Consider the following 24,416-nt stretch of genomic DNA (forward strand, 5'->3'; position numbering starts at 1 on the left):
CGCCCCCCCCTGCTGCTCTGTTCGTCGCTGGGCGCCTCCCCGCCCGTGTGGTGCTTGAAGGCGCCCTTCATCCACCTCACCGGACGGCGAGTCGCGAACACGACTTCCGGCTACCTGCTCAGCAGCGGGAGAGCACCAGGTCGATCGCCTCGGCCAGCGTGCCGGGCCTGCGCACCGACGACGGCACCGGCACGCTCGTCCAGCCGGGCCCGGCGACCGCGATCAGGGCGTCGGACTTCTCGGCGAGCTCGCGCAACGGCACCTGGCCGGCGAGATCAGCGCGATGCGCCCAGATCACCGTGACCGAGGGGCGCAACCGGGCCACGGCGTCGCACAACGCCCGCGCGGGCACTCGCGCGCCGAGGTTGCGCCACAGAACGTCCTTTTCGGACAGCGCGGCGCCGAGCGCCTCCAACGCCAGCACGTGCTGCTCGTCCGGCGCACAGGACAGCAACGCGGCCAGCACCCCAGGCGTGCTCGAACGCGGCACACCGCGCAACGCGTGCAGCAGGCTCGAGCTCGCGAGGTGCTCGATCTCCACGCCACGACCGGGTTCACCGAGTTCCACCAGGCACGGCACGAAGACCGACTCCCACGCGGCGACCACGCCGTGATCGGTGATCAGCTTGGCGGCGAGGTCGAGCATCAGCGGTTCGTCGAGCCGTCTGGCCGCGGTGAGGAAGCCCCGCCGGGCCGCGTCCGCCGCCTCGTCGCCGAGCAGTGAGGCAGAGCGCGCCGGTCGCGGCACCGGTTCGCGTCGCGCGAGTTCGGCCGCGGCGGCCGGCGCGATCCCCTGTCCGGTCAGCGCGACCATCCTGCGCAGCACCTCGACGTCGGTGTCCCGGTATCGGCGGTGGCCGCCTTCCGTGCGGCCCGAGGGTCCCAACCCGTAGCGCTGGTCCCAGGTTCTCAGCGTGACGGGGGAGACGCCGAGCATCGCGGCGACCGCGCGCGGTGTGTAGGTCACCTGCGGCGGGCGCGCTCGGAGAGGATGGCGCGCAGCTCGCTCTCGCCGAGCCCTCCCCAGATGCCGAAGGTCTCGTGCACCTCCAGTGCGTGCGCCCGGCACTGCTCCATCACCGGGCACCGCCGGCAGATCGCCTTGGCGGCGGCCTCGCGTTCGTCGCGCGCGGCGCCGCGTTCGTTGGGCGTGTGGAAGAAGTAGGTGCTGTCCATGCCGCGGCACAGACCGGCGAGCTGCCAGTCCCACGACTCCGTGACGGGCTTGGGCAGGCGGGAGAGTTCGGGCATGGCGCACGTCCCTTGCTGTGTACGACCCGTGCTGACACCCCTACCCTAAAATCGATTCAAAATCGGTGCAACTTGAGCGGCGGTCAGTCGCGATGCCAGGAACCTGAGGGTGCCGGGGCGGGTTGTGTCCTGCCGGTTGGTCGTCGCGCCCAAGGTGGCCGTGATGGTGGATGAAGGGCTCCTTCCTCCACCTGGTGTGGATGAAGGAGCCCTTCATCCACGTCATCGCGAGCCTGGCCGCGAGGGTCGGCGCAACGCGTCGCCCCCTGAGTTCCTGGCATTGGCGGTCAGTCGGGGAACCGGCCGTCCCGGCGCAGCGCGTACCGGCGTTCGGCGTAGGCGAGGTCGTCGCGCCACAGCCTCGCCGCAGCCCAGCGCATCACCGGCCGCAACGCTCCGGCAGCGGGCCTGACCAGCGCGAACCCGCGCCGCTCCGAGTGTGCGACGGTCGCCTCCACCACGGCGGTGCGGCCCTCGCGGATCGGCGTCGCGTGCGTCTCGACGACGCTGCCCTCACCCTCACCTTCGACGATGTGCATCACGACGGTTCGCGGCTCCGGGCACGTGAACGCGGCGACGACCGGAACGCCGACGCGGCCGGCGAGCCGGAAGGTGACCTCGACCAGGAAGCGGTCCTGCTCCTCGGTCGGCGTCTCCAGCACGCGCAGGTTGGCGAACGAGTACGGGTGGAACCACGCCCCGTGCCACGGGTCGAGCCGGTTCGCGACGACGTCCTCGGGATCACAGCGGCCGACGAGCGTGGCGACGGCGTCGATCGCCCCGGTGGGTCGTTGCGGCAGCACGGGCGCGGGCAGCGGCTCCTCGCCGCCCACGTGGTCGAGCCGGACCCACACCAGCACGCCGTCGTCGTGTGCCGGATAGGGCGTCCACGCGCCGAACCGCGTGCCGTCGAGCGCGAGCCCGTGCCAGCGGCAGATCAGCTTCCCGTCCGCCACCGCGCCGTCGCACAGTGGTGCGCCGAGGTGCGGACAGGATCCCGAGCCCGCCATCAGGACGTTGTGCGGCCCGCGCCAGAGCACGACCTCGTGGCCCGCGATCGTGCGCCCGCACACCTTGCCGCGCACGACGTCACGGCTGGCACCCGCGACGAACCAGTTGCCGGACGGGCGGGTGGTGGCGCGCTTGAGGGCGGCCTCGATGAGCGCGGGTTTGGCGTCCTGCCACGTCGGACGCTGGTCGCGCCACGGCGGGCTGGAGTAGATCCGCAACGGAAGGCGGTCACGCATGGAGATCCTCTCGTCAGGCCGCACGGGCGAACACCGCCCTCGCCAACGCCGGCAGCGCCACCGCCAGCCGCCTGCCGTTCGACACGACCACCCGCCGCGACAGCACGTCGCAGTCCGCGTCCTCCACGAGGTCGAGGATGCGTCCGTAGAGCCGGTAAGCGGTCAGCACGCACGGCCGCGACCGCGGTGCGAGCATCGCGATACCCGGCCGCGCCCGCGTGTACACCTCCCGCGCCCGTCGCACCTGGTCGCGAAGCGCGGCACGGACCTTGCCGTCCGCTCGGCCGCACGCGCGGGCGTGCAGCAGCCGTTCCCGGTCGACGCCGAACGCGGCGAGCTCGTTCGCGGGCAGGTAGACCCGGCCGCGGTCGAGGTCCTCGCCGACGTCGCGGATGAAGTTGGTGAGCTGGAAGGCGATGCCGAGTGCGGCGGCGGCGGGTTCCGCCTCCTCGCGCGGCACCGTCGTGCCGAGCACCGGCAGCACCTGCAGTCCGATCACGGCAGCGGAACCGTGCACGTACACCATCAGATCGTCGTAGGTGGGGTAGTCGGTGACGGTCAGGTCCATGCGCATGGACGCCATGAAGTCGCGGAAGTGTTCGTGTGGGATTACGTAGCGTTGTGCGGTGTGCAGCAGGGCTGACATCACCGGATCGCTGGAGTTGTTGTCGCGCAGCGCGACGGCCAACTGGTGTTCGACGTCGCCGAGCGCGGCCTCCTTCGCTTCGAGTCCACTGTGGACGTCGTCGACGATGTCGTCGACCCAGCGCGCGAAGCCGTACAGCGCGTGGACGGCAGGGCGTTGCTCCGGACTGAGCAACCGTGTCGCGAGGTAGTAGGTGCGGCCGTGCTCCGCGTTGAGCGCACGGCAGCGCCGGTACGCCTCACGCAGGGCTGGTGCGGTGATGCCTGCGGCGTCGAGCTCCCGGTCTGCGGACATGACCTCACGCTAAGTGCGGCTGTGGCGCCCTGCACAACGACCTCGCTCATCATGCAGACCCGTTCGCGCGCTGTTTAGCTCGATCCACGGACCGACCGCCGAGAGGGGCGACGATGTCGTTGCTGACGAGCACCCGCGTGTCACGGGTGGACGACTTCTCCGCCCTGTTCGACGTGGCGCTGCGCGAGTTCCTCGGGCGGGCCCCGGACGTCACGCCGGAGCTGGCCGTCGAGGTGCGTGAGCTGATCATGGCCGGGGGCAAGAGGATCAGACCGCGGTTCGCGTGGGAGGGCTGGCGTGCCGCCGGCGGTGGTGGCGACCAGGACGCCGTGGTGCGCGCGCTGGTCGCGTTGGAACTGCTGCAGTGTTGCGCATTGGTCCACGACGACGTGATGGACCGGTCACCGGTGCGGCGCGGCAGGCCGTCGGTGCACGAGCTGTTCGCGTTGCGGCACCGCCGGTCGCGCTGGTCCGGAAGCGCGCGCCAGTACGGCGACTCGGCCGCGGTGCTGGTGGGTGACCTCGCACTGGCCTGGGCGGACGACGCTCTGGTGACCGCCGGCCTGTCCGCGGCGGCGCTGCAACGGGCGTGGGTGCCGTGGCGGGCGATGCGCACCGAGATGATGGCCGGTCAGCACCTCGACCTGCTGGGCGTGGCGCGCGGGGACGAGTCGCTCGAACAGGCGTTGCGCGTCGCGGCGCTCAAGACCGCTTCGTACACCGTGGAACGGCCGCTGCACCTCGGTGCCGCGATCGCCGGCGCGGGTCCGGACGTGGTGGCGTGCCTGCGCGAGTTCGGCCGTGACGTCGGGGTGGCGTTCCAGCTGCGGGACGACCTGATCGGCGTGTTCGGAGACCCGGCGGTGACCGGCAAGCCGACCGGCGAGGACCTGCGGGAGGGCAAGCGGACGGCGTTGATGGCGATCGCGTTGTCCCGTGCCACGAACGGGTCCGCGGCTCTGCTGCGGCGCACTCTGACCGGCCCGGTGAACGACGAACTGGTGGACGAGGTCTGCGCGCTGCTGGTCGAGCTCGGCGCCGTCGCCGCGGTGGAGGAGCACATCGACGTGCTGGTCGCGAACGGACTCGCGGCCCTGGACCGCGCCGCGCTCGATCCCGGCGCGAAACGCGAGCTGATCCGGTTGGCCGGCAAGGCCACCGCACGGAAGGCGTGAGCTGTGGTGCACGTGGTGAAGGGCCGCACCGACCGGGTGGTCGTCGTAGGCGCCGGGCTCTCCGGCCTGTCCGCCGCCCTGCACCTGCGGGGTGCGGGGCACGAGGTGACCGTCGTGGAACGGCAGCCGCATCCCGGCGGCCTGGCGGGCAGGCTCGACCTCGACGGGCACCGGATCGACACCGGCCCGACGGTGCTCACGATGCCGGAGCTGCTCGACGACGCGTTCGCGGCGGTGGGGGAGCGGCGCGCGGACCACCTCGAACTCCTCCCGTTGCACCCGGCCTACCGCGCGACGTTCGCCGACGGCACCGCGCTGGACGTGCACACCGACGCCGAACGGATGGAGGAAGCCGTCCGCGAGTTCGCGGGCGCGAGGGAGGCGCAGGGGTATCGCGAGCTCAGGGTGTGGCTGACGAAGTTGTACGAGGTCGAGCGCGAGAGGTTCATCGGCGCGAGCTTCGACTCGCCGCTCGATCTCGTGGGACCGGAGCTGTTGACCCTCACGAGGCTGGGCGGCTTCGGCTCACTCGCGCGCGCCGTGGGCAGGTTCCTGCACGACGAACGGCTACGGCGCGTCTTCACCTTTCAGTCGCTGTACGCCGGTGTCGCCCCGCGAGACGCGCTGGCCGCCTACGCCGTGATCGCCTACATGGACACCGTTGCCGGGGTGTGGTTTCCGCGCGGCGGCATGCGTGCCGTGCCGCAGTCTCTGGCCGATGCCGCGTCACGGGCGGGTGTGCGGTTCCACTACGGCGCGGAGGTCGACGAGCTCGAACGCGTCGGGCACCGGGTGACGGCGGTCCGCACGGCCGACGCGCGTTTTCCTTGCGACGCGGTCGTTCTCGCCACCGGGCCGGGCCAGAGCGCGCGGCTGCTGCGTGGCGAACCGCGCAGGATCAGGCCGCTGCGCTGGTCGCCTTCCGCGGTCGTCGTGCACCTGAGCGCCCGCCGCGTGGCAGACGACCTCGCGCACCACACGATCTCGTTCGGCGACCGGTGGGACGGCACCTTCGACGAGATCATCCGGCGCGGACGGCTGATGAGCGACCCGTCGTTGCTGCTCACCACGCCGACGCTGACCGATCCCGACCTCGCGCCGCGCGGCAGGCACCTGCAGTACCTCCTCGCGCCGTGCCCGAACCTCGACCGCGCCCCGATCCGCTGGGACGTCCTGGCCGACCGGTACGCCGAGGAGCTGATCGCGGAGATGACCGCCCGCAAGCTCCTCGTGGACGCGGAACCGCTCGCGGTCGTCACGCCGGACGACTGGGCCCGCGACGGCCAGGCCGCGGGCACGCCGTTCTCCGCCGCCCACACGTTCGGTCAGACCGGCCCGTTCCGGCCGGGCAACCTGCCGTTCCGCGACGGCAACGTCGTGCTGGCGGGCAGCGGTACGACACCGGGCGTCGGCATCCCGCCGGTGCTGATCTCCGGCAAGCTCGCGGCCGCCCGCTTCCGGCACTGACCGTACTTCTTTCGGAAACATCGCCGTCACATCTTGACGTGTCCGTTGTTATCGTTCACAGTCCCTTCTTGCGTTAAGTAGTGCCGTCAGTCAGTTGCTCAATACCCAGTCCCTACATCGGCGTGCCCTGATCGTTGTTAAAGAGTGTTAGCGCTAACACAATGTCGTGTCTCATTTCGCCGGGCTCGGAGTGGTGAAAGGAAAAGTGCTATGTCGGTTGGGTTCGAGTTGACCGCGAGATGGCGTCGCCGGTGGCGGTCCGCATCGGCTGCGGCGGTGGCCGCGGCGGTCGTGGGCGGACTGCTCACGGTGGTCCCCACCTCGGCGTCGGCCGCCACGGTGGACACGTCCGCCTGGTACGTGCTGCTGAACCGCAACAGCGGCAAGGCCCTCGACGTCAACGGCGCGTCCACCGCCGACGGGGCGAGCCTCATCCAGTGGACTCGCTCGGACACCACCAACCAGCAGTTCCAGTTCGTGGACGCCGGCAGCGGCTACTACAAGCTGCGCGCCCGGCACTCCGGCAAGCTCGCCGACGTGCAGGGCGCCTCGACCGCCGATGGTGCCCCGCTGGTGCAGTGGACCGACAACGGCGGCGCCAACCAGCAGTTCAGCCTGGCCGACTCCACGAACGGTTATGTGCGGCTGGTCAACCGCAACAGCGGCAAGGTCGTCGAGGTGCAGGGCGGCTCGACCGCCGACGGCGCCAACGTGGTCCAGCGCACCGACTCGAACAGCAACAACCAGCAGTGGCAGCTCGTCCAGGTCGCCGGGGGCACGGGCACCTGCGGCCTGCCGTCGACGTACCGCTGGACGTCGACCGGCCCGCTGGCGACCCCGAAGTCGGGCTGGGTCGCCCTCAAGGACTTCACCAACGTCGTCTACAACGGCAAGCACGTCGTCTACGCCACGACGCACGACACCGGATCGGCCTGGCAGTCGATGAGCTTCAGCCCGTTCACGAACTGGTCCGACATGAGCACCGCCACCCAGAACACGCTGACGATCGGCGCCGTCGCACCGACGCTGTTCTACTTCGCCCCGAAGAACATCTGGGTCCTCGCCTACCAGTGGGGCGGACCGACCTTCTCCTACCGCACGTCGAGCGACCCCACCAACCCCAACGGCTGGTCGGCGCCGCAGACGCTGTTCACGGGCACCCTTCCGATCGGGGCACCTCTCGACCAGACCATCATCGGCGACGACACGAACATGTACCTGTTCTTCGCCGACGACAAGGGCAACATCTACCGCGCCACGATGCCCATCGGGAACTTCCCCGGCAGCTTCGGCTCCAGCTTCACGAAGATCATGAGCGACACGGAGGAGAACCTGTTCGAGGCGGTCGAGGTCTACAAGGTCAAGGACCAGAACCAGTACCTCATGATCGTCGAGGCGAGAGGCGCCAACGGCCGCTTCTTCCGCTCGTTCACGTCCACCAGCCTGAGCGGCTCGTGGACGCCTCAGGCCGCGACCGAGAGCAACCCGTTCGCCGGCAAGGCGAACAGCGGGGCGACCTGGACCAAGGACATCAGCCACGGTGACCTGGTCCGCACCAACCCCGACCAGACCAAGACCATCGATCCCTGCAACCTGCAGTTCCTCTACCAGGGACGTGATCCCAGCTCGGACGGCATCGACTACGGTCTGCTGCCCTACCGGCCGGGTGTGCTGACCCTGCAGCGCTAGCCGTTCGCCGCTAGCCGTTCGCCGTCGATGAAGGGAACCTTCCTGCACCTCAGGTGGAGGAAGGTTCCCTTCATCGCGCACCGGTACGACGCGCCCGCGCGCTACGAGTCGATGAGCCGCGAGCCTGTCTTCACCCGGCCTGGGCCACCAGCGCCGGCTTCGGCTGTGCGATGAGCAGTCCGAGCGCTCCCAGCGCGACCACCGCGGCGACCGGCGGCAGGGCGAGCAGTCCGGCGTTGCTGACCACCAGGCCGCCGAACACGCCCGACAGCCCCACACCGAGGTAGATCGCGGAAGCGTTGACGGACAACAGGAGCCCGCTCGACTCACCGGGGGCGAGCTCGATCAGCCAGTTCTGGATCGGCGGGTTCACCGACCACGTGAACAGGCCCCACACGAACAGGGCCACGCCCGCTGTCGCCGCCGTCGTCGCGGTGAGCGGCAACGTGGCCAGCACCACGACGAACACCGTGAAGATCACGAGCAACGGCAGCCGGCTGCCCCAGCGGTCGGTGATGCGCCCTCCGAGCGAGTTGCCGATCGCGCCGCCCACGCCGTAGACGAGCAGCAGCACGCTGATCGTCCACCCGTGCACGCCCGTGAGAGAGGTCAGGATCGGCGCGATGTAGGTGAACACGCTGAACGCCGACAGGCAGCCCAGCACGGTCATGCCGAGCACCAGCAGCACGCGGCGGTCGCGCGCGGCGGCGAACCGCTCGCGCAGGCCCGCGAACGGCGGCGCGGCCACCCTCGGCACACCGAGCTGGATGGCCAGCGCACCGAGCAGTGAGATGACCGCGACGGAGGCGAACACGCCCTGGTAGCCGAGCTGTTCACCGATGACGTTGCCCAGCGGCACGCCGAGGATGAGCGCGAAGGTGAGCCCGCCGAACACCGTCGCGACCGCGCGGCCGCGGTGGTCCGGCGGAGCGAGCACGGTGGCGACCGCGGTGGCGACCGGGGTGAACGCGGCGGCGCCGAGCGCGCTGATCACGCGGGCGCCGAGCAGCAGCTCGAACGTCGGCGCGACGGCGGCCAGCGCGTTGCCCACCGCGCTCGTGAACAGCGCCGCGATCAGGAGTTTCCGGCGCTCCCACCGTCCCGTGAGCACGGCCAGCACGGGCGAGGTGAGCGCGTAGGCGATGGCGAACGCGGTGACGAGCTGCCCGGCGGCGGCAGGGGAGACGTGCAGCTCGCGGCTGACCGCGGGCAGGACTCCGGTGACGATGTAACCGCTGGTGCCGACGGCGAACGCGCCGGCGGCGAGCAGGTGGATGCGAGACAAGGTTCCCCCTTGGACGGTTAGTACGACAGCCACCGTACTACGAAACTCGTCGTACTACGATGATTTTCGTACTATGGGCGTCATGAGCGACGAGCTGACCCACCCCGACCGCGCGGAGATCCGGATCGAGGCGGTGCTGCACGCGCTCGCCGACCCGGTGCGGCTGCACTACGTCAGGGAGATGGACCGGATCGGCACCGGGGTGGCGTGCGGCGCGATCGAGCTGCCCGTGACCAAGTCCACCCGCACGCACCACCTGCGGACGTTGCGCGAGGCCGGCGTGATCTGGGTGCGCAAGGAGGGCACGGCCCGCATCGCGACGATCCGGCGGGACGACCTCGACGCGCGGTTCCCCGGCCTGCTCGCCGCCATCCTGTCCGCTGAGAACTGAAGGTCACCCCGAATTCGGTGCCGCGGCGACGGCGCTCAGCGCGTTGTCCGGCAGCATCGCGCGGGCCGCCGAGATCGCGCCCGCCACGAGGACCGGCACCGTGCGGGACGTTGAGCACATCGTCGTGCTTCAGCGCGAAACGATGAACCCTCAGGATCGTCACTGCCGGGTGAATGGGCGACGGAACCGGGAGTCAGGGCAGCGGGAGGACCCTGTCTTCAACCGGCTCCGTCGCTGACTGGACGACCCTGGATGCGCCCTCGTCCAGTCGCTCTGGTTACTCGGCGGCACGTTCTCGCGTTTGCTGTCCTCGATCAGGTCGGCCACCGTGCGACCTCCGTGTTCGGGACCGTGCTGTCGCCTCCACTGGCCGATCTTCTTTGCGGTGTTCCCGTTCGGCGGGACGAGCAGGAAGATTGCGAAGGCGACGTGCACCTCGACCAGCGCAATTACGAGGGGCCAGCCGCATACGCACAGGTCGTTCACGGGCGGCCCATTAGGTGGGCCTCGGGTTCTTGGCATACCGGATGGCTTGCAGAACCTGACTCAGCGGGGGTACAGCAAACCGGTAGATCTTGGAAGGTGGAGAGATCCAACGGGTAGGTTCGTTGCCTACCCGTGTTGGTGGGAGCGGTATTCGGGCCGTTCCACTTACCAGCCCGACCCCGACGGGCAGGCCGGGGAGCGACAGAGGCGGCTGAACCAGAAAGATCCACCGGCCCGGCACTCCCGGTGCCGCGATGATCGGGACTCGGATCTCGCGGCGAATGATCTCTGTGTTCACTTCGCCTGCGAGGCCGGCCGGTACCGTCAGTCCGGCGATGTCTTGGCTGACAGGAAGGAAGACGCTTTCCCCGGTGATCGCGATGGACCAGCCGAGCAGGTCTCCGGACAGGGAGATGGTTGCGTCCAACTCGTCGCGCTCCTGCGCCGAAACGCGCCGTCGTGATTTCGCAGCCGAGATTGCCATTGCAAATGCCTCTCGGTGTGGGTGGCGGACGGGACCGGGGGTCGGGGACGGTCACCCGATCCCGCCGCCAGCTTGGAGGGTCAGAAGGCGCCTATGCCGCCGCTCAAGTGGCCGTAAACGAAGCGAAGTGCGTGTGCCAAGGCGTCGTCGTGGCCGTCGACAGCCAGCAACTCGTGTGGCAGGCCGAGATCGTCGAGAACGCCGTCAACGTGAACGTCTGCCAAGTGGCGGAACCGTGCGTTTGAGTCGCGTTCCTTGTTGTCGCCCAACGGGATCGTTGGATCGAGTGTGGTCTTGAACAGCAGGTCGTAGTTGCTGCTGTGGTGTTGCGCGAGGGATTCGAGCATGACCATGTGGTCGGGCTCCAGCTCCTCGCCGCGGTAGGCGAGGGCGGCTCGGTAGTAGCCGAGCGCGTCTGCCACCGGCCGGTCGACGAGGACGACGTCAGCGCGATTCCACGCCTCGATCTCCTTGCTGATCCCCTTCGTGATGAACCACAAGGTGGACGCCCACGTGTGGTTGTCCAGAAGGGGAAGCCCGAGACTCATGGCCTGCTCACCGAGATCTGCCACGTGCGCAACCGTGATCTTGTCGCGCCTCAACTCGTGCGACAGTCGGGCGATGAACGTCGTCTTGCCGGTCGAGTGCGTACCGGCGACCGCGATCGTGACCGGTCGCTCAACCGAAGTGGTCACCAGAGCCCTCCCTCGGGTTGAGTTGGCGGCTCGAAGCCCTTCAGGCACGCGACGTTCACCAGCTCGTCCCAGGAGAGGTTCTGCTCACTGAGCAACTTGCACAGGAGCAACCACGCGCACCACGTGTCGTATCCCGCGCGGTGCGGTTGCTGCTCGTCGAACCCGCTCGTGTCGATCTGCGCGTGAGCGACCAGCTCGGTGAGCTTGTAGCTCTCCAGTTTCGGCCACACGTGCTTTGCGAGCTTCATCGTGTCGAGGACCATCGGTGGCTTCCACTGCGGCAGGTGCGCGCCAATCACCTTGTATTCCACTGAGGCGCTGTGTGCGACCAAGGTACGGTCCGCCAAGACGGCGGAGACCTCTTCCCCGATGGCAGACCACGGCGAACAGTTCGCCACGTCATCGTTGCTGATGCCGTGGATGCGCTTCACGATCGGGAGGATCGGCCTCGGAGGCTTCACGAGCCACGTCTTGAAGTCCGCGCGGTCTCCTGGCCCGTCCACGGTGAGCACCGCGATTTCCACGATGTCGGGAGGCTGCTGTCCGTTGCCCTCAACGTCGACGACGGCGAGCGAACGGCCGTGCAGGGCGGCAGGAAGGGGGTTGGTCACGATGCCTCCTGAGGAGCGGGCCACCCGGTCTCGGCGCGCCCGTGCCGGTGCACGTGGTGCGGCTTGTCGACGTCGTGGATCTGGTAGCCGAAGTGGTGCTGAAGTCGGTAGCGGCGCTGCTCGTCGAGCCCCGCCACGACCACCGCGCGATTGTTGATGGTCACCAGTTTGCCGCCCAACTCCTTGGCCATCGCGGCGACATCCGGAGTGTTGGGCGGAGTCCACGCTTTCGCGCACAGGGCGACCTGCGGCAGGGGGCAGATGTCGCACAGCTCGCGGATACCGTAGTGGCCGTTGTAGTCCGCGACGCCGTGGCCGTATGCGACGCCACAGGAGGTCTTGCGGAACAGGGGCGCTCCGTCCGCCGGCCGTGCCTTCGCCGCGGCGAGGATGCGCCGTTCAAGTTCTTCAGGGAAGATCTTGCGGCGTGCGCCGTCCTCGTAGGGCTGAGGGAGGCCGTTGGTGATGTAAAAGTCCCGGATCTGGTCTTTGTAGAACAGCCCGGTATACACCAAGGCGTGCGCGTGCTGCGCGAGATCGAAGGCGCGGCTGATGTGCTCGTCGCTGTCGTTGAGACCAGGAACGATGGGCCGCCAGTACAACACGGTGCGGTACCGCTCGGCGTGCTTGAACGCGGTGCGAAGCGACGTCGCCGCGATGTTCGAGTCCACCGGCTCAATCCGTTCGTCGTCGATCCCAGAGTGCGTGATCAACAAAGTGAGCTTGATGTTCTTGAACGAGTTCAGCACCGCGCAGTCCTCAGGCCGCACGTGCCACCTGGTGATCACCAGGACGTGATTGGTCAGCCCACGCTCGTCGAGGAGCTGAAGCATCTTGAACAGGTGCGGCTTCACCGCCTGCAACATCGGGTCGGTCGCACGGTTGAGAAGCTGGATCGGCGTCACGTGCGGCTCGAAATACGGGTGCGTGGTCAGGCGCTCGACCGCCTCGTCCTCCCGCATGAGTGCACGGGGAACCTTCATCTCATAGTTGTCGAACGTGTGGCGGATGCAGTACGTGCAGTCCAGAGGACAGCCGATGATCCAGTTCACGCTGAGCCCGGACTTGCGGTACTCGATGACGTCCAGCAACTCCGGCCGCAGTCCAGAGCGAACGTCATCGCTGATCAGCGGCAGTAGGCGCGACGATGCGAGCACCGCCCCGCCGCTGTCCGTGTCGCTGTTGCACGAGCCTGTCACGTTGACCTTCCCATCGCACCGCGTGTTCCGCGGCCTGCTGCTATGCGACCAGCGCGCCTAAGATCATGTAAGGAGGCAAATCGATCTGGGCATGTATTTGCCTCCCCCCCGGACGGACTCGGAGACGCACGTGACGAACGATCAGCTCGCCGCAGACAAGCAGCCAGAACCGGCCGCCCTGCGGTTGGCCAAGAAGGTCAGGGAGTTGAAGAAGCGGGCGGGACTGAGCGACAACGAGGTTGCAACCAGGTCTGGGTACAGCAGGCAGTACGTGGCATCCGCTCAGAAAGTCGGAAAGAACCTTCCATCACGAGAGCTTGTAAAGGCGCTTGACAAGGTGCTCGGCGCCAACGGCGCGCTCGTCGAACTCCGTGCCGAAGCGAAGCACGAGCAGATGCGGCTGCGTTCCCGCCTCACGGAGCCGACGGCATCAACCTCGCCACGGGCCTCGGCTGAGGCGGCGCACAGCGAGCAGGTGCGGGCAAGCCAAGAACGGTGGTTGGAGGTGCGGAACGCTCCAGGAGTTCGGGGCAGAGAGCTGACGGAGCTCGCAGCGTGGCTGTATCCGGAGTCGCAGCGAGGGCCTGGCGGGCACGTTCTGACTGGGCCTGGCTGGCTGCTGGACGAGCCTGTCGAACTCGATGAGGTGCGTTTGTTGTGGAGCGAATCGCAAAGTTCGACTCCGCCTCTGGCGCCTGTCGACCACGTCTTGCCGTTGACTGACCGAGGTCATCGGTACACGAACTACAGTCGCGCGGTTAGGGATCTTGTCCGTCCCCGTCTATTGGAAAACCGACTGAGTTACCGGCTGGTGGGCATCCATGCCGATCGAGGTCTGGAACTCACGTTCGGGACGACCTCCTTCTTCGAGACGTTCGACGTGAAGCAGTCCGTGGCCCACGAGTTCAAATCGGCGTGGCTTGCAGCGGACCGGTCCGTGCCCGGCTGGGATGCTCTGCCGTTGCGTCGCGCCATCGGCGATCCCTTCGATCCTCAGCGCCTGTTGATGTCGCCTGGGATCAACACGCTCACGATCCGTCGCGGACGGGACGGTGATCACCGGTTCGTGCTGCACGAGCGCGACGGCGGCAAGGTCGCCGACGGCGGCGGAATCTGCCATGTCATGCCCGCAGGCGAGTTTCAACCGTCCTCGGTAGACCCGACAGACGTCTACAACGACTTCTCCCTGTGGCGCAACATCATGCGTGAGTTCTCAGAGGAGTTTCTTGGCAATCCGGAACACGACGGGAACAGCCCTCAGCCGATCGACTACGCCACTGAGGAGCCGTTCAGGTCGTTCGAGCGATTCCGCATTGATGGCTGCTTCCGGCTGTGGCACTACGGCCTCGTGATCGAACCGTTGGAGCTGGGCGCGATGCAGCTCACTGTGGCAGTGCTGGACGATCACGCATTCGATGAACTGTTCGCCAACCTCGTGCGCGCCAACGACGAGGGGAAGATTGTTGGTGGCAACGGCCGAACGGACATGCCGTTCTCCGGGGAGGCGATAGAGCGGTTGAGTCCACGGCTGTCGGCGAGCGCGTTGACGCTGCTGCGCATCGCGTGGCGCGACAGAGCGATGCTCCTTTAGCTCCCGTCCGCAGGCGTGGCGGGCCTGCTCGCCGCCATCCTGTCCGCTGAGAACTGAAGGTCACCGCGAGTTCGTCCGGCGGTGTCCTGGCGATCGCCGGACGTTCTCCGGCGGCGGGTGACATCTGACTCCTCGATCCGCTGCCGAGGGAGTCAGCTATGTCCGGGGTCAACCGCCGCCAGTTCCTCCGACTCAGCGCCGCGACGACGGCGCTCAGCGCGCTGTCCGGCAGCATCGCGCGGGCCGCCGAGATCGCGCCCGCCACGAGGACCGGCACCGTGCAGGACGTCGAGCACGTCGTCGTGCTGATGCAGGAGAACCGGTCGTTCGACCACTACTTCGGCACGCTGCGCGGGGTGCGCGGGTTCGGTGACCCGCGGCCGGTGACGCTGCCGAGCGGCAAGAGCGTGTGGCACCAGTCCGACGGCGTGCGGGACGTGCTGCCGTTCCACCCGGCGGCCGACGACCTGGGCATGCAGTTCCTGCAGGACCTCAACCACGACTGGAACGGCGGCCACCTCGCGTTCAACGGCGGCCGGTACGACAAGTGGGTGCCCGCGAAGACGGCGACCACCATGGCGCACCTCAACCGGCGGGACATCCCGTTCCACTACGCGCTCGCCGACGCGTTCACCATCTGTGACGCCTACCACTGCTCGTTCATCGGTGCGACCGACCCGAACCGGTACTACATGTGGACCGGATTCACCGGCAACGACGGCACGGGTGGCGGGCCGGTGCTCGGCAACGACGAGAAGGGCTACGGCTGGACCACCTACCCCGAGCGGCTGGAGCAGGCGGGCGTCTCGTGGAAGATCTACCAGGACGTCGGTGACGGGCTGGACGCCGGCGGTGGCTGGGGCTGGACCGAGGACGCGTATCGCGGCAACTACGGCGACAACTCGTTGCTGTACTTCACCAACTACCGCAACGCCAAGCCGGGCGACGCGCTGTACGAGAAGGCGCGCACCGGCACGAACGTCAAGGCGGGTGGCACGTTGTTCGACGTGCTGGCCCAGGACGTGCGCAACGACCGCCTGCCGCAGGTGTCCTGGATCGCCGCGCCCGAGGCGTACACCGAGCACCCGAACTGGCCGGCGAACTACGGCGCCTGGTATATCGCGAAGGTCCTCGACGCGCTCACGGCCAACCCGGCGGTGTGGGCCAAGACCGTCCTGTTCATCACCTACGACGAGAACGACGGCTTCTTCGACCACGTGGTGCCGCCGTACCCGCCGTCGTCGAGCGCGCAGGGACTGTCCACAACGGACGTTCGCACCGAGCTGCACCCCGGTGGCGGCGGTTACGTGCCGGGACCGTACGGGCTGGGGCAGCGGGTGCCCATGCTCGTCGTCTCGCCGTGGAGCACCGGCGGTTACACGTGCTCGGAGGTGTTCGACCACACGTCGATCATCCGGTTCCTGGAGACGCGGTTCGGTGTGCACGAGCCGAACATCTCGCCGTGGCGGCGCGCGATCTGCGGCGACCTGACGTCGGCGTTCGACTTCCGCGCCCGGAACACGAGCTCCCCGGCGCTGCCCGACACCACCGGCTACGCGCCGCGCGACCGCGATCGCCACCCCGACTACGTGCCGACGCCGCCGTTGACGCCGTCCATGCCCGTGCAGGAACGCGGATCCCGTCACACCAGGCCGCTGCGGTACGCGCCGGTCGTCGACGCCGCGGTGAACGGCGGCAAGATCACGCTCACCTTCACCGGTGGTGCCGCAGCGGGCGCGCAGTTCTACGTCACGTCGCCAAACCGCACCGACGGGCCGTGGACCTACACGACGGCGGCGGGCAAGCAGCTCGCGGACACCTGGAACACGGCGTACTCGCTGGGCGTGTACGACCTGACCGTGCACGGCCCCAACGGTTTCCTGCGCTCGTTCCGGGGAGGGGCCGCGGCCGCGGAGGTGACCGCGCGGTACTCGGGCTGCGAGCTGGTGCTGCGGTTCACCAATGCGGCCACTGCTGTTCGGCACCTCAAGGCCACGAACGCCTACGGCGGCTCGTTCACCGTGACGGTCCGTCCTGGCTCGACCGTGACGCGCACGATCGACCTGACGGCATCGAAGCGGTGGTACGACGTGTCGGTGCTGTCCACTGAGGACAGCGGATGGCTGCGGCGCTTCGCCGGCCACGTCGAGACCGGCGCACCCGGCGTCAGCGACCCGGCGACTCGGACGGAGTGATCTCTTCGGCGCGCCGCAGTGTCAGCGCACCGCACAACGCGGCGAGTGCGTGGCACGCGGCGACACCGAGCACGAGCGGAACGCCGTGGGCGAACCCGCCCGCCACCACCGCGCCGAGTGCCGCGGCGGCGCTCTTCGAACCGGCGCCGATGGTGAACACCTGGGTGCGCACCTCGGCCGGTGCCTCGTGCTCGCGGACCGCGAGCAGCGCGCTGAACGTCGGTCCGGTGAAGAAGCCCGCCGTGGCGAACAGGATCGCGGCGGCCGCGGTGCCCGGCACCAGCGCCACCGCGGCGAACGGCAGGGCGGTGGCGAACAGGCCGGCCAGCACGACCCGGACCGGACGTGCCGCGCCTACCGGTTTCCTGGCGTACGCGAGGGAGCCGGCCAGCGCACCGGCGGCGAAGGCGGAGACGAGCGCTCCGCCCGCGGCCGCGTTCCCGTTGTGCTGGACGGCCAGCGCGGTGGCGGCCAGCGGCAGCGCGCCGATGCCGATCTGTCCCACGCTGCTGGCGAACGTGACCGCCCGCAGGGATTTGCTGCGCCACAACGCCGTGACGCCGCCGGTGAGGTTGGGCCGCTTCGGTGCCGCGCCCCGCCGGTCGGCCAGCGGCAGCGTCCCCAGCAGCAGGCCGGAGACCACGGCGGCCACCGCGAGCGACACCGTGGCGGCGACCGCGCCGGACACCACCGCGATGGCGGAGACCAGGGCGGGACCGCAGATGCCCGCGAGGTTGTAGGTGGTGGAGTCGAGGGCGAACGCCCGCTGCAGCCCGGTGGGGTCGACGATCTCGCCCAGCAGCGACGTCAGGCCGCCGGTGACCAGTGGCGCGACGCAGCCGCCCAGCACCGCCACCAGCAGCGGCACGACGGACGGCGCGTGGCCCACCAGCAGCGCGCAGGCCGCCAGCGTGATCCCGTACAGCACGAGCGCGCCCGCGTGGAACAGCCGCCTGCGCCGCACGCGGTCCGCCAGCGCGCCGGCCAGCGGCGCCGCCACGACGTGCGGCACCATCAGTGCCGCGACGAGCTGACCGCCCAGTGCAGGGCTCGCGACCTTCTCCAGCGCCAGCAGCACGAGAGCGACCCGTGCGCCCTCGTCGGCGAGCCTGACCAGCACAGCGCCCGCGAGGTAGCGGTGCAGTGCCGTGCCGGTTTTCGACGCCGATGTTGATCGTCCCACCGCTTACCACCATGGCGACCGCGGACGATCAGCGCAACCGGCGGTTCGAAACAGTCACTATTTCTTCAGTGTTGACAAAAATAAAGTTCTCAGGGGCAAATCAGGCGGGGGTCAGGGGGAAACCCTGATGGCAGGGACGCCGGACACGGGCAAGCTGGAGTTCGTCAAGGGGAGATCCGCAGTTCGAGGAGAGTCATGAGCGAGTCCAAGCCCGAGTCCACCCGTACCGCCGTCGACTCGGTGGTCGACGCCGTTCGCGGGCTGGTCAGCGAGGGCATCAACCGTCGTGTGGTCGTGCGGGACAGCAAGGACGACGTGCTGCTGGAGGTGCCGGTGGCTCTCGGTCTGGTCGCGGCGCTCGCCGCTCCGGTGGCCACGACGATCGGTGCCGGTGTCGCGCTGGTGGGCAAGTGCGAGATCAAGGTGGAGGACCGCCGCAAGCCCGGTGGTCAGCCCGCGACGGTCGACGCCGAGCGCGTGTAGCCAGGGGGCGACGACGGCGGGTTCGCGGTCGATGAAGGGCTCTTTGTTCCACCTGGCGTGGGTCAAGGGCGCCTTCATCCACGTCGCCACGCGCCTGGCGAGGCCTGATCGCACGGTGCGCGGCAGCGCGGCAGGTCTGATACGCCCGGCGTGAGCGGCGAACGCGACCGGGATGAACGGCGCATTTGTCCACCTCAGGTGGACAAATGCGCCGTTCATCGCGAGCCTGCCCGCGAAGGTCGGCGCAGCGCGTCGCCGCTTGAGTTCCCGGCATTGCACCCCAGGTGGATGAAGGAGCCCTTCATCGCGGACTGGGCGCGGACGCGCTCAGGAGTCAGCCGGTCGTGCAAGCGCGGCCGTTGAGGGAGAACGCGCTGGGGTTCGGGTTGTTCGGGCCGTTCGTGGCGGTGAAACCGATCAGCAGCGAACCGCCGGGCGGGATGGTCGGGTTGTAGTCGACGTTCGAGGCGCCCACCCAGCCGCCGGACTGGCGGTAGGTCGCGTTCCACATGTTGTTGACGGCCTGGCCCGCGCCGAAGACCCAGGTCAGCATCCAGCCGTTGACGGCGGCCGAGCCGGTGTTGGCGATGGTCACGTCGGTGCGGAAGCTGCCGTTCCACTGGTTCGTGACCCGGTAGGTCACCCGGCAGCCGTAGGTGGGCGCCGGGGGAGCGGGCGGAGGCGGGGGCGGCGGCGCGGGGGTGGCGGCCGGCTTCGGCTGGGTCCTGGGCACGGGTTTGGGTGCGGGCAGGGCCACGGCCGGGGGTGGGGGCGGCGGTGTGGTGGTGGTCGACGACGTGGTCGTCGTCGGCGGCACCGTGGCGGGCTGCGCGTTGCAGGGCGGTCCCCACAGGCCCAGGGCGCTGCTGGCGGCGGACTGTTCGGCCTGCTTGAACGCCGGGTAGTCGGTGGAGTCCGTGCGCATCGCGCCCGAGCCCACGGCGAGGAGGGCGTAGTCGGTGCCGTCGGGCAGCCACACCGGGGAGGCGTCCGGCGCGGACATGGTGACGCGGACGTTCTTGTCCAGCAACGTCGTCCTGGCGAACGCCGTGCCCGACTCCGCCCAGCACGCGCCCGGCTCCGCGAGGCCGGTGATGCGGATCTGGGCGCCGTTGGACAGCACGACGGTCCTGGCGTCCTTCACGTCCTTCACGGTGACCTCGATCGAGCCCTGCGGTATCGGTGCTTGCAGGATTTCCGGGTTCGGCCGCGGCTGCGGCGCCGGGCCGGAATTGCCGCCGGCACATCCGGCCGAAAGCACGGAAACGGCCAGCGAGGCGATCGTCAATTGCGGTGCCCTCATTGTTGAGAAGTTAGAGGGCGAACCTCGTCACGTGCGGAAGCTTCCGGAGTACCCGGAAAACTATCGGCGTTCTTCGGCAGGAGAACCACTCACCGTACGCGTGTGGCCAGCGAGGACGCGGCCAGGCCGAGCGCGATGAGGCCCGCTGCGGGAAACAGCACGGTCCACGGTGCGCGTTCGACGTACGGCATTCCCTCGGCGATCAGCAGTCCCCATTCCGGCTCGGGCGGCTGGGCGCCGAGTCCGAGATAGCCGAGCGTGGCGAGCGCCAGTGCCACGGCCGGTAGCCGCACGCAGGCGTTGCGCACCACCGGAGGCACGATCGCGGGCAGCACGTGCCTCGTGGTGAGGTGCCACGGGGACGCGCCGAGCGCGCGGGACGCGACGAGGTAGCTGCTGTCGCGCTGTTCGGCCGCCAGCGTGCGCGCGTGGGCGGCGAGCGGTGCCCAGCCGGTGGCGACGACGGCGGCCACCGCGCCGGACCAGCCAGGACCTGTCGAGGCCGCGACCGCGAGCGCGACCACCACCGGGGGCAGCGCGTTCACGAGCGCGGCGGCCGCGGACGTGCGCTTCGCCGCCAGACCGACCAGCACGCCGATGACCGCGGTCGTCGCGGTGGCGGCGAGTGCGAGCAGAGCGGTGTGCACGGCGCCGTGGCTCAGCCTGGCCAGCATGTCGCGTCCCAACGCGTCAGTGCCCATGGGGTGCGCCAACGACGGCGGCCGCAGACGAGCCGTCAGGTCCACCGCGAACGGGTCGCGCAACAGCCCGTAGGCGATCACGGCGCCGACCGCCACTATCGCGCAGATCCACAACCACGGGCGCGACGACGGCCGTGGCACCGGTGGCGCGGCCGTCAGGGCTTCCGCCTCGGCGGCCGGACCGAGCAGCAGCCGTCGGACCGGGCGGCCGAGTGCGCTCGCGGTCACCCCGACCGCGAGGATCACCAGGACGCAGGCCTGCACGACGGGAACGTCCTGTGCGATCGCGGCGTTGACCGCGAGCCGGCCGATGCCCGGCACCGCGAACACCACCTCGACCGCGGCCGCCCCGCCGACGAGCCCCGCGAAGAGCAGGCCGAGCTGCTCGGCCACCACGGACGAGGCCCGGCGCAGCACCGCGAGACCGATCACGCGGCGCCGGATGCCCGCCGCGGTCCAGGCCCGCAGCCACGGCGCGCTCGCCGCCTCCCGGACGGCGTCGCGGGCGATCACGCCGAGCACGGCGCCGGCCGGGATGCCGAGCGCGACCGCGGGCAGCACGGCGTTGCCCAGGTCGTTCCACCCCGACGTGGGCAGCCACCGCAGCCGTACCGCGAACAGCACGACGAACAGCGCGCCGAGGACGAACTCGGGCAGGCCGGCGAGCACCGCGGCGGCACCGTTGCGGCTGTTGTCGCGGCGGCCGTTCACCGCGCGCACGAGGGTCCGCGCGACGAGCAACGCCATGACGGCGATGGCGACGAGCAGGGCGAACGCGGTGAGCGTGGCGGACACGCCGAGCGCCTCCGCCACCCGTGCGCCGACGGGTTCACCGGAGACCCAGGACCGCCCGAAGTCGCCGTGGACCGCGTCGGAGAACCACTGGCGCAGCAGAGCGGCAGGGCCCGCGTCGAGGCCGAGCTCCCGGCGCACGGCGGCCAGCGCCTCGGCGTCGGGTTCGCGCTCGGTCGACCTGGCCCGCAGCACGGTCAGCGCCGGGTCCCTGCCCGAGACCAGCGGCAGGAGACCCAGCACGGCGGTGACCGCCGCGACGAACGCCGCGACGACGGCCCAGCGGCCGGCGACGGCGGTGAGGCGTGCGGTCATTCGCGCGTCGTCGACCGGGTCACGAGACGACGTTCGTACGGGTCCTGGTCGATCTCGTGAACGGCGGCGGAGTGCCCGATGAAGGTGCGTTCGTGCACGAGCGGCACCACCGCCGAGGTCGCGAGCACCGCTGCCTGCGCGTCGAGCGTGGCCTGTTCGCGGGCCGCGGTGTCCTGGGCGGCGACGGCCTTGGCGACGGCCGCGTCCACCTCGGCCGAGCACAGCTTCGTCAGGTTGTAGGTGCCCGTGCAGGTGTAGTCGGTGTCGAGGTACCCGGCGGGATCACCGCTGTCCTGCACGTAGGACCGGGACAGGATCACCGCGTCGAACCGGCCGGCGAGCACGTCGGCCTCGAGCTGGTTGTACTGCCGGACGACCTGGTCGACCACAAACCCCTTGCGCCGCAGGGCTTCGGCCACCGCGGACGCGACCTCGGGCAGTTCCGGACGGTCGCTGATGGTCGCGAGCACCACCTTCTCCCCGGTCGCCACGCGGTCGGCCGCGGGCTGCGGTGCCGGTGCCGTCGCCCACGGCGTCGCCGGGCCGAGCAGACCGCGGGCGGCGTCCGCGTGGGACTCGTACACGCCACTGGCGAGCGCGTTCCGGTCGACCGCGCTCCTGGCGACGGCGCGCAGCGCGGGATCGGCGAACACGCCCTTCGCGGTGTTCAGCGACAGCGCCACGACCCTCGGCAAAGGCACCTCGATGCGCTGCAGGTTCTCCGCCGTGGAGACCGGCAGCGACGCCGCCACGTCGACCTCGCCCGCGCGCAACGCGGCGGTGCGGGTCTGACCGTCCGGGATGAACCGAACGTCCACTCCGGACAGTCGCGGCGCACCGGCCCAGTGGCCGGGGAACGCGCCGAGCGCGGCGCTCTCGTCGCCCTTGAGCTCCTGCAGCACGAACGGGCCGGTGCCGGTGTTGCGCGGGTTCGCGCTCTTGTCGGTGTAGGCGCCGGGAGCGAGCACGACGAGGTTCGGCGAGGACAGCCGCTGCGGCAGGATCGGGTCCGGCTTCGCGGTCGTCACGGTCAGGTCGAGGTCACCGTCGGCCGACGCCACGAGGTCGAGGCCCTTGACCGCGCGCGGCACCGGGCTGGCGTGCGCCGCGCGGTTGAGCGCGTCGGCCGCGGCCTGCGCGGTGAGCGGGGTGCCGTCGTGGAACTTGACGCCGGTCCTGAGGTGGAACCTCCACCGCGTGTCCGACGGCCGCGTCCAGCTCTCCGCGAGCAACGGCTCGGGCCGGCCGGAGCGGTCGAGCCCGACCAGGGTCTCGGCGATGCCGAGCTTGGTGAGCATGATGCCGTCGTTGCCCCACGGCGACATCGCCTGCGAGGGAGGGAACGGCAGTGCCATGCGCAACCGTTGCGGGCCTTGGGAAGCCGCCCCGGTGAAGCAACCGGCGGTCAGTCCGCACACGGCCGCCAGCGCGGTGACGAGGAGTGTCCGTCGTGATCTCATTTCCGGCCTTTCGGTGTTTCGGAGAACGCGCCGAGGCGCGTGAGGGCGGTGAGCACGCAGGCCCCCGCCAGTGGAAGCAGCGCGAGCACGACCCAGGCGACGCGGCCGTGCTCCAGCAGGGCGCCGCTGATCGTGCTGCCGACCAGTACGGCCACCCCGCCCGCGGAAGCCAGGACGCCGAAGTAGGTGCCGAGCCTGCGTTCACCCGCCAGTGCGGGGACCAGCTCTTTCGCCTGCGGTACGGCGAGCATCTCGCCGACGACGAGGAGCACGACGAAGGCGACGGCTCCGGTGACACCGGGCGGGCGCAGCGCGACCACGGCGAACGCGAGCCCGATGAGCACGAACCCGGCGACGAGGGCGCCGCTGCGGCCGAGCAGCCGGCGGCCGAGCGCGGACACGGGCAGCTGGCCGAAGATGATCAACGTGGAGGCGAGCGCGAACAGCAGCCCGAGCGTTCTCGGGTCGGCGCCGACCCGGTTCAGCTCGACCGGCAGCGCCAGGTAGAGCTGGTTGTAGGACACCAGGTAGGCGGAGTACCCGGCGGCGAACACGAGGAAGACCCTGTTGCGCACCACTTCGCGCCAGCCGGCCAGCACCGGTTCGGCGCGGTGCTCCGCCGGCAGCCGGGGCAGCAACCGCGCGTGCATGATCCCGATCGCGGTGAAGAGGGCGGCGCCTGCGAGGCAGGCGGCGCGGAACTGCCCGGCCAGCACCACACCGAGCAGGGGACCGGTGACCGCGCCGATCTCGCCGCACACCGCGAACACCGAGAACACGCCGGCCCGCCGGTCCGGGTCCGTCTCCCTGGCGAGCGACGCCTCCACGGCGGGGGAGAACAACGCGCCGGCCACGCCCACCAGCACGACGCCCGCCAGCACTGCCGGCAGGGACGAGGCGAACGCGAGCACCACGAACCCGGCCACGCGCACGGCACAGCCGGCGAGGATCGAGGGTTTCGGCCCGTACCGGTCGGTGAGCGTGCCGCCGACGACGAACAGGCCCTGCTGGCTGAACGTCCGCAGCCCCAGCACCAGGCCGATCACCCAGCCCGCGAGCCCCAGGTCATCGGCGAGGTGACCGGCCAGGTACGGGACGACGAGGTAGAAGCCGACGTTGAACAGCAGCTGGCTGACGACGAGCAGCCGCGCCACCGGGCTGAGCGACCCCAGCCGGCCCAGCGCCCGGCCGCGCTCACGTACCGCCCCCAAAACGAACTCCGCTCATCTCTCGTATCGACCGCCGAGCGGCAACATTAGGTGGGAATTCACCCTAACCAATGCCGACCGGGGAAACGGAGAAAAACTTCCCCCGTTTTCGGAGTTGTCCGGGAGAGATTGAGCACATATAGCGCGATGGCTATTCGTGAATGCTTCGAAAAAAGAGGTGGCGCCGGCCCGGGGCGGGGCCCACCCCAAAACTCAGCCCACCCCACCGCCGCCGCGAGACCCGCGGCCCCGGGGCGCCCCGCCC

Annotated in this window: 20 protein-coding genes; 7 read left to right on the plus strand and 13 right to left on the minus strand. The window is 69.8% G+C overall.

Going from position 1 to position 24,416, the window contains the following annotated elements; translation table 11 throughout:
• Positions 1-118: 118 nt before the first annotated feature.
• The 4 genes from ABZV40_RS43260 to ABZV40_RS43275 form a co-directional block, all read right to left on the minus strand.
• On the minus strand, positions 119-967 hold the full coding sequence (locus ABZV40_RS43260) for a MerR family transcriptional regulator (protein ID WP_355455565.1): 849 nt from the start codon (positions 965-967) through the stop codon (positions 119-121).
• The gene (locus ABZV40_RS43265; RefSeq protein WP_355455567.1) at positions 964-1,251 is read right to left on the minus strand and encodes a WhiB family transcriptional regulator; all 288 of its coding nucleotides are present in this window, start codon (positions 1,249-1,251) and stop codon (positions 964-966) included. Before ABZV40_RS43265 ends, ABZV40_RS43260 begins: the two co-directional genes overlap by 4 nt.
• Positions 1,252-1,538: 287 nt before the next feature.
• A complete protein-coding gene (locus ABZV40_RS43270; protein ID WP_355455569.1) occupies positions 1,539-2,498 on the minus strand; it encodes a DUF5914 domain-containing protein in 960 nt (319 codons plus the stop codon).
• A 13-nt stretch (positions 2,499-2,511) separates the two neighbouring features.
• Entirely contained in the window at positions 2,512-3,438 is a 927-nt protein-coding gene (locus tag ABZV40_RS43275) for a phytoene/squalene synthase family protein (RefSeq protein WP_355455571.1), read from the minus strand.
• A 113-nt stretch (positions 3,439-3,551) separates the two neighbouring features.
• Here ABZV40_RS43275 and ABZV40_RS43280 point away from each other — a divergent pair, with 113 nt between their 5' ends.
• From ABZV40_RS43280 to ABZV40_RS43290, 3 genes are all read left to right on the plus strand, one after another.
• The gene (locus ABZV40_RS43280) at positions 3,552-4,613 is read left to right on the plus strand and encodes a polyprenyl synthetase family protein (RefSeq protein ID WP_355455573.1); all 1,062 of its coding nucleotides are present in this window, start codon (positions 3,552-3,554) and stop codon (positions 4,611-4,613) included.
• 6 nt (positions 4,614-4,619) lie between these two features.
• On the plus strand, positions 4,620-6,080 hold the full coding sequence (crtI, locus tag ABZV40_RS43285) for a phytoene desaturase family protein (protein ID WP_355455602.1): 1,461 nt from the start codon (positions 4,620-4,622) through the stop codon (positions 6,078-6,080).
• Between the two features lie 210 nt (positions 6,081-6,290).
• On the plus strand, positions 6,291-7,769 hold the full coding sequence (locus tag ABZV40_RS43290) for a non-reducing end alpha-L-arabinofuranosidase family hydrolase (RefSeq protein WP_355455575.1): 1,479 nt from the start codon (positions 6,291-6,293) through the stop codon (positions 7,767-7,769).
• 130 nt (positions 7,770-7,899) lie between these two features.
• Here the strand turns inward: ABZV40_RS43290 and ABZV40_RS43295 are convergent, their stop codons facing one another.
• Complete coding sequence (locus ABZV40_RS43295) at positions 7,900-9,054, minus strand: MFS transporter (RefSeq protein ID WP_355455577.1); 1,155 nt, start codon at positions 9,052-9,054, stop codon at positions 7,900-7,902.
• Between the two features lie 73 nt (positions 9,055-9,127).
• Between ABZV40_RS43295 and ABZV40_RS43300 the strand changes: the two genes are divergently transcribed.
• Positions 9,128-9,445, plus strand: a complete 318-nt coding sequence (locus tag ABZV40_RS43300) for a transcriptional regulator (RefSeq protein WP_355455579.1) — start codon at positions 9,128-9,130, stop codon at positions 9,443-9,445.
• A 1,050-nt stretch (positions 9,446-10,495) separates the two neighbouring features.
• Here the strand turns inward: ABZV40_RS43300 and ABZV40_RS43305 are convergent.
• The 3 genes from ABZV40_RS43305 to ABZV40_RS43315 are packed head-to-tail and all read right to left on the minus strand — an operon-like array spanning position 10,496 to position 12,812.
• Positions 10,496-11,158, minus strand: a complete 663-nt coding sequence (locus tag ABZV40_RS43305; RefSeq protein ID WP_355455581.1) for an AAA family ATPase — start codon at positions 11,156-11,158, stop codon at positions 10,496-10,498.
• Positions 11,107-11,721 (minus strand): 3'-5' exonuclease, encoded by a 615-nt coding sequence (locus ABZV40_RS43310; RefSeq protein WP_355455583.1) that lies wholly within the window; start codon positions 11,719-11,721, stop codon positions 11,107-11,109. The genes ABZV40_RS43305 and ABZV40_RS43310 overlap by 52 nt, the downstream gene beginning before the upstream one ends.
• On the minus strand, positions 11,718-12,812 hold the full coding sequence (locus ABZV40_RS43315) for a radical SAM protein (RefSeq protein WP_355455585.1): 1,095 nt from the start codon (positions 12,810-12,812) through the stop codon (positions 11,718-11,720). The genes ABZV40_RS43310 and ABZV40_RS43315 overlap by 4 nt, the downstream gene beginning before the upstream one ends.
• 238 nt (positions 12,813-13,050) lie before the next feature.
• On the opposite strand from ABZV40_RS43315, the gene ABZV40_RS43320 reads away from it, so the two are divergent.
• Together ABZV40_RS43320 and ABZV40_RS43325 are read left to right on the plus strand one after the other, a co-directional pair.
• On the plus strand, positions 13,051-14,511 hold the full coding sequence (locus tag ABZV40_RS43320) for a helix-turn-helix transcriptional regulator (RefSeq protein ID WP_355455587.1): 1,461 nt from the start codon (positions 13,051-13,053) through the stop codon (positions 14,509-14,511).
• Positions 14,512-14,669: 158 nt separating this feature from the next.
• Complete coding sequence (locus ABZV40_RS43325) at positions 14,670-16,706, plus strand: phosphocholine-specific phospholipase C (protein WP_355455589.1); 2,037 nt, start codon at positions 14,670-14,672, stop codon at positions 16,704-16,706.
• On the opposite strand, the gene ABZV40_RS43330 is transcribed toward ABZV40_RS43325, so the two are convergent.
• Positions 16,678-17,889, minus strand: a complete 1,212-nt coding sequence (locus ABZV40_RS43330) for an MFS transporter (RefSeq protein ID WP_355455590.1) — start codon at positions 17,887-17,889, stop codon at positions 16,678-16,680. The two genes, ABZV40_RS43325 and ABZV40_RS43330, sit on opposite strands and share 29 nt — an antisense overlap.
• 195 nt (positions 17,890-18,084) lie before the next feature.
• Between ABZV40_RS43330 and ABZV40_RS43335 the strand changes: the two genes are divergently transcribed.
• Positions 18,085-18,372 carry a DUF4342 domain-containing protein gene (locus ABZV40_RS43335; RefSeq protein ID WP_355455592.1) on the plus strand — a complete coding sequence of 96 codons (288 nt, stop codon included), beginning with the start codon at positions 18,085-18,087 and terminating at the stop codon, positions 18,370-18,372.
• 334 nt (positions 18,373-18,706) lie between these two features.
• On the opposite strand, the gene ABZV40_RS43340 is transcribed toward ABZV40_RS43335, so the two are convergent.
• From ABZV40_RS43340 to ABZV40_RS43355, 4 genes are all read right to left on the minus strand, one after another.
• Entirely contained in the window at positions 18,707-19,675 is a 969-nt protein-coding gene (locus ABZV40_RS43340; RefSeq protein ID WP_355455594.1) for a cellulose binding domain-containing protein, read from the minus strand.
• An 89-nt stretch (positions 19,676-19,764) separates the two neighbouring features.
• Complete coding sequence (locus tag ABZV40_RS43345) at positions 19,765-21,483, minus strand: ABC transporter permease subunit (protein WP_355455596.1); 1,719 nt, start codon at positions 21,481-21,483, stop codon at positions 19,765-19,767.
• Entirely contained in the window at positions 21,480-22,943 is a 1,464-nt protein-coding gene (locus ABZV40_RS43350) for an ABC transporter substrate-binding protein (RefSeq protein WP_355455598.1), read from the minus strand. The genes ABZV40_RS43345 and ABZV40_RS43350 overlap by 4 nt, the downstream gene beginning before the upstream one ends.
• On the minus strand, positions 22,940-24,154 hold the full coding sequence (locus tag ABZV40_RS43355) for an MFS transporter (protein WP_355455600.1): 1,215 nt from the start codon (positions 24,152-24,154) through the stop codon (positions 22,940-22,942). Before ABZV40_RS43355 ends, ABZV40_RS43350 begins: the two co-directional genes overlap by 4 nt.
• Between the last annotated feature and the right edge of the window lie 262 nt (positions 24,155-24,416).

Source organism: Lentzea sp. NPDC004782 (genome assembly GCF_040609115.1).
Classification (GTDB): domain Bacteria; phylum Actinomycetota; class Actinomycetes; order Mycobacteriales; family Pseudonocardiaceae; genus Lentzea.